At 52.0% G+C, this 9,931-nt stretch carries 9 protein-coding genes and 1 pseudogene; all 10 read left to right on the plus strand.

Annotated features, from left to right (window positions below):
• Positions 1–449: 449 nt before the first annotated feature.
• The 10 genes and pseudogenes from mscL (at position 450) to P1S59_13760 (ending at position 9,774) form a co-directional block, all read left to right on the plus strand.
• Positions 450–896 (plus strand): large-conductance mechanosensitive channel protein MscL, encoded by a 447-nt coding sequence (gene mscL, locus P1S59_13715; GenBank protein MDF1527293.1) that lies wholly within the window; start codon positions 450–452, stop codon positions 894–896.
• A gap of 286 nt (positions 897–1,182) precedes the next feature.
• The gene (locus tag P1S59_13720) at positions 1,183–2,730 is read left to right on the plus strand and encodes a serine/threonine-protein kinase (protein MDF1527294.1); all 1,548 of its coding nucleotides are present in this window, start codon (positions 1,183–1,185) and stop codon (positions 2,728–2,730) included.
• Between the two features lie 232 nt (positions 2,731–2,962).
• A complete protein-coding gene (locus P1S59_13725; GenBank protein MDF1527295.1) occupies positions 2,963–3,859 on the plus strand; it encodes a metallophosphoesterase in 897 nt (298 codons plus the stop codon).
• 185 nt (positions 3,860–4,044) lie between these two features.
• A pseudogene (locus P1S59_13730) lies at positions 4,045–4,436 on the plus strand (GxxExxY protein).
• Positions 4,437–4,718: 282 nt separating this feature from the next.
• A complete protein-coding gene (gene surE / locus P1S59_13735; GenBank protein ID MDF1527296.1) occupies positions 4,719–5,501 on the plus strand; it encodes a 5'/3'-nucleotidase SurE in 783 nt (260 codons plus the stop codon).
• Between the two features lie 25 nt (positions 5,502–5,526).
• On the plus strand, positions 5,527–6,147 hold the full coding sequence (locus tag P1S59_13740; protein MDF1527297.1) for a protein-L-isoaspartate(D-aspartate) O-methyltransferase: 621 nt from the start codon (positions 5,527–5,529) through the stop codon (positions 6,145–6,147).
• Positions 6,147–6,743 carry a DedA family protein gene (locus P1S59_13745; protein ID MDF1527298.1) on the plus strand — a complete coding sequence of 199 codons (597 nt, stop codon included), beginning with the start codon at positions 6,147–6,149 and terminating at the stop codon, positions 6,741–6,743. The genes P1S59_13740 and P1S59_13745 overlap by 1 nt, the downstream gene beginning before the upstream one ends.
• Positions 6,744–6,885: 142 nt before the next feature.
• The gene (locus tag P1S59_13750; protein MDF1527299.1) at positions 6,886–7,566 is read left to right on the plus strand and encodes a LysM peptidoglycan-binding domain-containing M23 family metallopeptidase; all 681 of its coding nucleotides are present in this window, start codon (positions 6,886–6,888) and stop codon (positions 7,564–7,566) included.
• A 5-nt stretch (positions 7,567–7,571) separates the two neighbouring features.
• Positions 7,572–8,483, plus strand: coding sequence for a sigma-70 family RNA polymerase sigma factor (locus tag P1S59_13755; GenBank protein MDF1527300.1), 912 nt, complete (start codon positions 7,572–7,574; stop codon positions 8,481–8,483).
• Between the two features lie 355 nt (positions 8,484–8,838).
• On the plus strand, positions 8,839–9,774 hold the full coding sequence (locus P1S59_13760) for a tripartite tricarboxylate transporter substrate-binding protein (protein MDF1527301.1): 936 nt from the start codon (positions 8,839–8,841) through the stop codon (positions 9,772–9,774).
• Positions 9,775–9,931: the final 157 nt, after the last annotated feature.

Below are 9,931 nucleotides of genomic sequence, written 5' to 3' on the forward strand. Positions count from 1 at the left end.
GCGTTGTGGCCTGCGGCTTTGCCGGGAGGGAACTTACGACCCCTGGTTACCCAGACGCCGCTCCCGCCAGCTACCGAAGTGAACGGATAACTCCTCGGACGGGACTTGAACCCGCCAGATAAATGGCCGTTACTGCATACGGTCGCACCTCACATTCTCAGGTTTCTGATGGTGTTAAATATATAGTCAATCTATGTACTTCGCCGTGGCAGGCTGGTGGTTGAAGCTTTTACCTAGATACGCAGATACTTAGATACTTAGACACCTAGCCACTTAGATACCTCCTGATCTGATCCCTGCCACCTTTGTTTTTTTGACAACTGTGCTAATATTTATCTGGTACGGGACGCGACAAACAGGGACGGCTCTATTTGGCGCGGGTCCAATTTAGTGTAGTTCGGAATTTTCACCAGGGAATCCGGCCTGAAGGCCGGCAGAGGAGGTTTAAAATGTTTAAGGAATTCAAAGAGTTTGCAATGAAAGGCAACGTTGTTGACATGGCCGTCGGTATTGTCATAGGTGCCGCTTTCGGGACTATCGTAAAGTCCTTTGTGAGCGACATCCTGATGCCGCCCATCGGATTACTTATGGGCAACGTGGACTTTTCCAACCTTTTCATTATCCTGAAAGAGGGTTCCCAGGCGGGTCCCTTCATGACCATCGCAGATGCACAGGCTGCCGGGGCAGTGACATTGAATTACGGAATGTTTGTCAACACAGTCATAAGCTTTATCATTGTCGCTGTAGCGGTATTCATGGTCGTTAAATCCCTGAACAAAATGCAGCGCCAGGAAGAGACTCCTCCGGAGGTGCCGACCACGAAAGAGTGTTCATTTTGCTTCACCAACATTGCCATTAATGCGACCCGCTGCCCGAACTGCACTTCCGAGCTTTAGCAGGTCAGTCATTTAACATTTATTTCAAATTGTCGGACAGCAGCAAAGGGAAAGGCGGAATCTGGTTCCGCCTTTCCTTTAACGCCTCAATGGGGGGCATAGAGCGTATCGCCCTGCCCGGTGTTCGGGAAAACCCGGGACCTGGAAATAAATCCAAAGGGGGCATCATTGCGCGTCCGATAAACTCTGCTCCTGCTATTAATATCTCTCTTCTCCACTTCCTTCATTTGTCTATGCTAAAATCCACCCAACCATCAACGATTCGTTGCTGCTACCGGGAGCGTGCATGAGCCAGACACTTGGGAACTACACAATCCAGGGAGAGATCGGCCAGGGTGGAATGGCTGCTGTCTACAAAGCCCTGCAGGAATCCCTCAACCGGGTCGTGGCCTTGAAGGAGCTTGACCTGGCGAGGTTCCGTTCCGAGCCAAACGCTCTGGAACGGTTTCGCCTCGAGGCCAGGGCTGCCGCCGCTCTGGAGCATCCCAACATCGTCACGGTCTATGATCTCTGGGAAGAGGATAACAAGGCCTATATAGCCATGGAGTTTGTCAGCGGTGCGGAGCTTAAGGATGTCCTGCTCAGTCTGGGATCGATCCCTTACCTGAACGCCGTTCTCATTGCAATGGCCATCAGCGAGGCTTTGCATTACGCCCACTCAAAGGGGATGGCGCACAGGGATGTCAAGCCGGGCAATATCATGCTGTCAGACAGCGGTGAGATAAGGCTCATGGATTTTGGCATTGTTTCGGTTGCAGGAGCAGGTGACCTCACCGTTACAGGGCAGATCCTCGGTACTCCTGCATACATGTCCCCTGAACAGATCGCCGAGGAGGAGTTGGGGCCGGGTGCCGATCTTTTCAGCCTTGGCGCGGTGCTTTACGAAATGATCGCCGGACGAAAACCGTTCTCCGGAACGAACCACATTGCCCTTATACAGGATGTTCTCCACGGTGAGCCAATACCCCTGCACGAACTGGATCCACAAGTGCCGGAATCCATTTCCCGGGCGGTGATGAAGTGCATTGAGAAGACCCCTGAACGCCGTTTCGGCTCCATGGAGGAGTTTTCCACCGTCCTGGAAATGGTGATGCCCCTGGAAACGCCCAGCCGCCCGGATGTCATTAAACGGCTTGTGGTAAACACCAGGGAGCAGGAAAGGACGAGACTTCACTCAAGTGCTGGTGAGGATGACCGAACATCTCCCATGGTCAGGACAACGGGAGGTGGGGAAAAAAAGCCCTCCCTGAATACTTCAGCGGAAAAAGGAGAAGAAAGGTCCCTGATCCGGGATCCGGGGTCGTCCATCTATGAACTTGAGGTGGGACCCTCAGCGGAACTTCCCCCGCTTGAGCCCGACGGATCCATGACAGACAGCTTTGAAAGAGAGCCTGTCGTTAAGAGTTCACCTCAAACACCCCTGACCATGAAGGATGTACCCGAACTGGATCCTGAGAAGGATGAAGGTCGATATATAGAGAAAACAAAAAAGCGCAAAACAGGAAGACCTTTTCTCTGGATCCTTCCCATAGTCCTGCTTGCAGCAGGAACTGCTGTATGGTTTTTTGCCGGTGGCTCCAGGCAAAGTGAAATTTTAAAAAAGGTCGTTACATCACCATTAAAAGCCCGGATCACTCTTGTGGCTGGACCAGCAGGCAGCGTATTTATGGATGGAGAACTCGTGGGTGAGGCGAACCCTTCCCTGACATTCGATGTGAAACCCGGACTTCACAAGCTGGAGGTAAAAAACTCCAGGTTCGTTACCCGGAAATTCATTGTGGAGTTAGAACCGGGGGAATTTAAAGAGATAGAAGTTAGATTCGGTGACCAGTGAACCGTGAACAGAAAATGCTTATTTTTCAGGGATTAAGGGGATAAAACGGGGTCAATCACGCCTTTGGCGTGACAGGCGGTGAAAGAAGGGGGAAGATCAACACCTTAGGAAATTGGTTTTTTGGTTTACCCCATCCCCTCCACCCCCTTCATCCCTGTTAGAAATCGCCTTGGGTAATATCTGCTATCCTGGAAGTTGGAAACGGGAGCTTGAGGAGCGTGAGTGGCGCTCATTGAGAAGTGAGGGTGTAAAATTGAGAATAGGCAAACCGTTAGTAATTGCATTTGTGTCTGTTTTTTTCACCATCTCCGCGTGCGGTGGAGGGTCCACGGCCGACTGGGCGGATCTTCCTGAGTACCTCTCAGGCGGGGTCGTGATCTACGGTGACAGCCGGACAGGTGACAGTATGCACCGTTTGATGATGGAGGGTATGGCATCTCTAACTCCAGAGGCTGTTTTCCATACAGGGGATCTGGTCAACGATGGACGGGTGGCCGACAACTGGGTCACCTTCAACAACATCGCTTCCCAACTGCCATCCGGGACCCCCTTTTACCCGGCGTTAGGAAATCATGAACACGAATCGTCCCTGTATTTCGACAACTTCGAACTTCCAGGGAACGAGAGGTGGTACTCCGTAAACGACATAGAGGGGCTGAAATTCATTGTGCTGGACACCGGATCTTCCCTGGCGGCGGCGACCTCCCTTATCGAGGCATCCACCCAGTATCATTGGCTGGAAAGCGAACTGTCCTCCAGCATTTCATCCACCGACTTCACCATCGTGACCTTCCACTATCCCCTTTACAGCACCGGACAGCACGGCAGCGATGAACCGGGTATTCGGGACGACCTGGTGCCCCTTTTCCAGCAGTACGGCGTTGACACCGTATTCAACGGCCATGACCACGACTACGAAAGGTCAACGGTCAACGGCATCCGGTACATTGTTGCGGGAGGGGGAGGGGCTCCCCTCAGAGATCAGAAAAGTATCAGCTCCGACAGCGACCTGTTTGTAAAGGCCTACCATTTCTGCGTGTTGTATTTTGATGGGGAGGGGAAGCTGATGGTTGATGTGTGGAACGATTCCGTAGAAATTATTGACAGCTTTGAAATTACTAACAGGTGACTGATCCTCCCACTCCATTCCATCCCATATAATACTGTTTCCCAACGCCAGGGCATGATTTTAACAGGGATAAAGGGGATGAAGGGGATAGACCTGAAATCCCATAGGCTTAAAGCTACAAGAAATGACTCCAGCATAAACTCCAATTCCACACATTCCGATATGGATAGTGCAAGTCAAGTGTTATGGAATTAAGAGACCTGACCTCCCGGATATTAAAGGTGTGTTTTGAGGTGAGCAACGAACTCGGATGCGGTTACCTTGAATCAGTTTATGAAAAGTCGCTGATTATTGCTTTTCGTGAAGAGGGGCGAAATGTGAATCACAGGTTTCTCTTCATGTTCAATTCAGGGGGCACTTGGTTGGAGAGTTTTATGCGGATTTGGTGGTCGAGAATAGTGTTTTGTTGGAATTAAAAGCGGTACAATCCATCGCACCAGAACATATTGCACAGATGCTGAATTATCTCAAAACTACAGAATTACCCGTTGGAATGTTGATCAATTTCAGAAAAGCGAAGGTTGAGTACCGACGTTTTAACAATTATTTTGAGAAGATAGAATTACCATGTAGTTGAATGTTTAGCTTTTCCATGTTTAGCTTTTCCATCCCTTTCATCCCTTTCATCCCCTTCATCCCTGTTAAATTTGCCTGAGGGTCGTGTCTTTGTGGTAAATGAGCTATCTGGAGCGTTGCGGTGTGTCTCGCTTTCACCTTTCACGGTTCACCATGAACCCTCCTTGAAAACACCCTTACAAAAGGTTATTCTCCACAGTTGAGCCGTTTAGAGCAAAAGGTTACTGTTGCCAGAAAAATCTTTTATTTCAGTAGTTTTCAAGGGACGCTAAGGGCAAAGTCAATGGTCATTCTAGTTACCAACGATGACGGTGTATACGCACCCGGGATACTGGCTCTGACAGAAGCCCTCAGGTCGGTGGGAAAGGTTGTCGTGGCGGCTCCGGACAGGGAGAGGAGTGCGGCAAGCCATTCCCTGACCCTTAATCAGCCGCTTCGCGTTGATGAGCTGGGCAAGGACCGTTACGCCATAGACGGAACCCCCACCGACTGTGTTCACCTGGCGGTGAACGTCATACTTGAAGGCAGGAAACCCAATCTCCTGGTATCCGGGATCAACAGGGGAGGGAATATGGGACAGGATGTTACCTACTCCGGCACCGTATGGGCCGCCCTGGAAGGAAACCTCATGGGGATTCCCTCCTTTGCCGTATCTCTCGCTGATGACCGTTACGCCGATTACCGACCGGCTGCCACCTTTGCCGAGAGAACAGCACGGTGGATATTAGAGAACGGCCTACCGGAGGACACGATCTTCAATATCAACGTCCCGGATAATCCAGAGCAGGACCTTGGCAAATACCTCTTTACGAGCCAGGGGTTAAACCGTTTTTCTGAAAGCGTGATTCGGAAAGAGGACCCGAGAGGAAGATCCTATTTCTGGATCGGTGGTGAACGGCTCCCTTACTGTGGAAGCATCGAGACCGATGTGGGAGCGGTTAATGGGGGATATATCAGCATTACGCCCCTTCACGCAGACATGACCAACTATAGGGAACTTGAGACTCTTAAGAACTTTCATCCGGAAAATTTCAAACCTGGAGACAAAATTGAAAAACAACGCTGACCGGCAGGCCTGGGCTCGTAAAAGGATGGTGGAAAAAGATATCTGCCCGCGGGGTATCAAGGACCAGAGGGTTCTGGACGCCCTGTTGAAGGTACCCAGGCATCTGTTCGTAGGCGATGCTCACCGCATGAGCGCTTACGAGGACCATCCCCTTTCCATTGGAGAAGGGCAAACCATATCCCAACCGTACATCGTCGCACTCATGACTGAGGCTCTCAAGCTAACAGGCAGTGAGACGGTGCTGGAGATCGGCACCGGTTCCGGCTACCAGACAGCCATGCTGGCGGAGCTGGCCGCCCGCGTCTACTCTATCGAGAGGGTGCCTTCCCTCACGGGGCGGGCCCGCAAGGTCCTCGACAGCCTCGGATACAAAAACGTCCTGATCAAGTTGTCTGACGGCACGCTGGGCTGGGAGGAATACGCGCCCTACGACCGGATCATCGTCACCGCGGGAGCTCCGTCCGTTCCGGAACCGCTTATTGAACAGCTTGCGCCCGGGGGTATTCTGGTCATACCGGTAGGGACGAACTCCCTGCAGGAACTTGTGCGCGTTACCAAGGGGGAGGATGGATCCATCAGGGAGGATCGCCTGGGCAGCTGTGTCTTTGTGCGCCTTGTGGGCAAACACGGCTGGGAGGTTAACTGATGGTAGAGGGAATGATCAACTGGATGACAGGGTGGGCCCAGAGCCCCTCCGGGGAGACAGCCCTTTTTCTTCTGGCCTTTGCGGAATCCTCATTTTTCCCTATCCCCCCGGATGTTCTCCTTATTGCCATGGCGATGCTCCGGCCGGAAATGGCTTTCAAGCTGGCACTCATCTGCGCTGTGGGGTCGGTTCTCGGAGGTATGTTCGGATACGGGATCGGCTGGGTGGGAGGCAGGCCCCTGCTTCACAAACTTTTCTCGGAGTCAAAGATCCAGGTTGTGAAAAAGGCTTTCGAAAAGTATGAGATCTGGGCTATCGCGGTTGCAGGGTTCACACCGGTGCCCTACAAGGTCTTCACCCTTTCAGCAGGCACCTTCGAAATACCGTTCAAGCCTTTTGTCCTGGTATCGGCTTTAAGCCGCAGCGCCCGTTTTTTCATGGTGACCGGGGCTATTTATTTTTGGGGAGAGTCGGTGAGGCACCTCATTGAAGATTACTTCAACTGGCTCAGTATCGTTTTTATGGTCCTTCTCGCGGGAGGTTTTTTTCTGGTCAAGTACGTTGTTGACCGGAGTCATCGGGAACATGAGGGGTAGTTTGATCTCAGATTTCAAATCTCAGATCTCAAAGCCACCAAAATGCACTCGTGCACTGGTGCACTGGTGCACTCTTTCCCGGTTCACGGTTCACGGTTCACAGTTCACCCGTGGCCGCCTGGGTTTCTGCCTGATATTATTAATGGCTGCCATCACTACAGGTTGCGCCTCCAGGCAGGTGTATTACCCCCCGAAACCGTGGGTCCCCGTGAAACAGCCGGGCCAGGACCAGGGCTTTACCGGCATTTATCACACGGTGGAAACAGGTCAAACCTTGTGGCGGATCTCCAAAACTTATGGGGTTGACCTGGAGACGCTGCAGTGGGTAAATGACGTTGAGGATGTAACCGACCTGCGTATTGGCAGGGTGCTATTCATTCCCGGGGTCAGTCAGGCTCTTGAAGTCCTGTCCACCCCTACGGAGGATGAAACACCTTCCATGGAAGGGATCACGCTGATCTGGCCCCTCCACGGGCGAAAGACATCTGATTTCGGGCCCCGGGGGAAAGACGTTCATAAGGGGATAGACCTGGCGGCTCCCAGGGGAACGCTGGTTCTGGCATCTGCCTCAGGAAGGGTTGCATATAGTGGGAATGGTATGAGAGGTTATGGTAAGGTGGTTGTGCTGAAACACGCCAACGATCTTTCCACTGTGTATGCGCACAATTCGGTACTCCAGGTTAGAATGGGGGACAATGTAATAAAGGGACAGACTATAGCGAAGGTTGGATCCACGGGGCGCGCCACCGGACCACATCTTCACTTCGAGATCCGCAGAAGAGGTGTTGCCGAGGATCCCCGAAAATATCTGTCCAGACTGTAGCGTGGATGTCCAGAGGTAAGAGTTCGGACATAGGGGAAGAGAATAATAGCTCCTCTGCTTCGAAGGGCGCCAAAAGAGGTGCGGGAGCGAGCCGGGATCCCATCAGGATCTACCTGGATGAGATTCGCCGTACGAAACTGCTCACCGCAGAAGAAGAGCTGAAACTGGCAAAGAGGGTGTGGGAGGGGGAAGAGGACGCTCGATGCCTCATGATCGAATCCAACCTCCGGCTCGTTGTCAATATAGCCAAGAGGTATATGAATCGAGGACTTCCCTTGCTGGATCTTATCGAAGAGGGAAATCTGGGCCTTATCAGGGCCGTGGAAAAGTTCGACTACAAGAGAGGTTTCCGCTTTTCTACCTACGCGACCTGGTGGATCCGACAATCCGTTGAGCGCGCCATCGTCAACCAGGCTCGGATTATACGACTCCCTGTTCATGTCTCCGAGGATATAACCACTACTCTTAAGGCGGAGAGAAAACTGTTTCAGCAGTTGGGCCGGGAACCTGCAATGGAGGATATTGCGGAGTTCCTTGATCTGCCGCTTATCAAGATCCAGTACATCTACCAGATTGTCCGGAGAACCTCTTCCATCGAAACCCGCGTTGGCCAGGATGATGACCAGGAACTCATGGATCTCTTACCGGACGATAAGGCCGTCATGCCCTCTGAGAGGATAGAGGAAGAAAGCCGTGTAGCACTCATTTACAACTGGCTCAATGAACTTCTGAAAAACGAAAGGGAGATCATCATCCTCAGGTTCGGGCTGGGCGATGGTGAACCCAAGACTCTCGAGTCCATTGGTCAGCAGTATGGTGTGACCCGGGAGAGGATCCGGCAGATCGAAGCTTCTGCCCTGCGCAAGCTGAGGAAGATCAGTACGAGGATGGATATAGGGCTTGACGAGATTCTGTAAAGGCCGTGAATCGTGATTGGTATGGGCTGTGATCCCGGTGAAGCCTTCGGGATTGCCACTTCGCCCTCGGCTCCCCCGCCGCTCCTCGCAATGACAACGTTGAACGTTAAACTTACCTTTCCCTGATCACGGTTCACTGTTCACTCTTTTTCCCTTTTCTAACCAAAATTAATTATTTTTTTGTCCCCCTTAGCGTTTATAAAAATCAGAGATATACTTGCTTTGCCTCGATATTCGAGGTGCCCAGCAACGGGTTTTCCCTTAAAAGGAGGTGTCATTCGGTAGAGTCGCCAACCCCAGGGGTTAGTGTGGGTATCTGTTTGTTCTTAAACAATTTTTTGGAGGACAGGAGAACATGAAAAGTTACATAAGGCGTTTACCGGTTTTAATTGCAGTAATTAGTGTGCTGGTACTTTCAGGCGTCTTTCTATTCGGCCAGGTTGCCCAGGCGGCACCCTGGCCGACCAGACCAATCGAGTTCACAATCCCTGCCGGAGTCGGCGGTGGCGCCTACCAGTATGCCCGGTTCCTCATCGGCCTGAACGTCAAAGGCAAATACGTTGTTTCTCAGCCCATCATTCCCGTCAACAAAGATGGCGGTGCCAAGGCTGTGGCCATGCAGTCGGTGCTGGGGCAGAAGGGGAACGAGTACCAGATGATGATCACCCTGAACGCCTTTTTCACGACCCCGCTGTTTCAGAAACTGCCCTTCAGCTACAAGGATTTCACTCCCATAGCCCTGCTGGCGCTGGACAACTTCCCGCTCTGGGTTAAAAACGACAGTTCTTACAAGACGGCTGCAGATTTCATCGAGGCAGCCAAGAAGGAAAGCCTCCAGGTGGTGGGTACCGGCTCGAAACAGGAGGACGAGATCGTCTTCCGGGCCATCGAGCGCATCGCCGGTACCAAACCGTTCAAGTATGTGCCCTTCAAGGGCGGCAATGACGTTGCCCAGGCTCTTGTGGGCGGACACGTCGTAGCCACGGTAAACCAGGTGAGCGAAGTTGGGGGGTTCTTCCCGGAGTTCGTGCGACCGCTTTGTGTGTTCCAGGAGAGACGCCTTAACATCCCCGGATATGAGAATGTCCCCACGGGCAAGGAGGCCGGCATCGATTTAAGCTACAATATGATGCGCGCCATCTTCGCTCCTCCCGGCATCTCGGATGAGGCCAGAGACGGACTCGTAGGGCTGTTCAAGAAGATCTCCGAGGACAAGGAGTGGCTGGCCTTCGCCGCAAAGACGGGTCTGAAGCCAACCTTAATGAAAAGAGGGAATCAGTCTGAAGTGTAGCGTTTAAAGTGTAGTGTGTAGAGAGAAACCTCAAACATCAAACTTGATAGAATCGCAAAAAGTCCAATCCGGGACTTTTAGCTCCACGGAAAGGGAAAAGCGTCGTTTTCCCTTTCCTTACAAATCAATGACTTACGGAGTGAGTCATTGATTTGGG

Source organism: bacterium, assembly GCA_029210965.1.
In the GTDB taxonomy this organism is placed as follows: Bacteria; BMS3Abin14; BMS3Abin14; order BMS3Abin14; family BMS3Abin14; genus JALHUC01.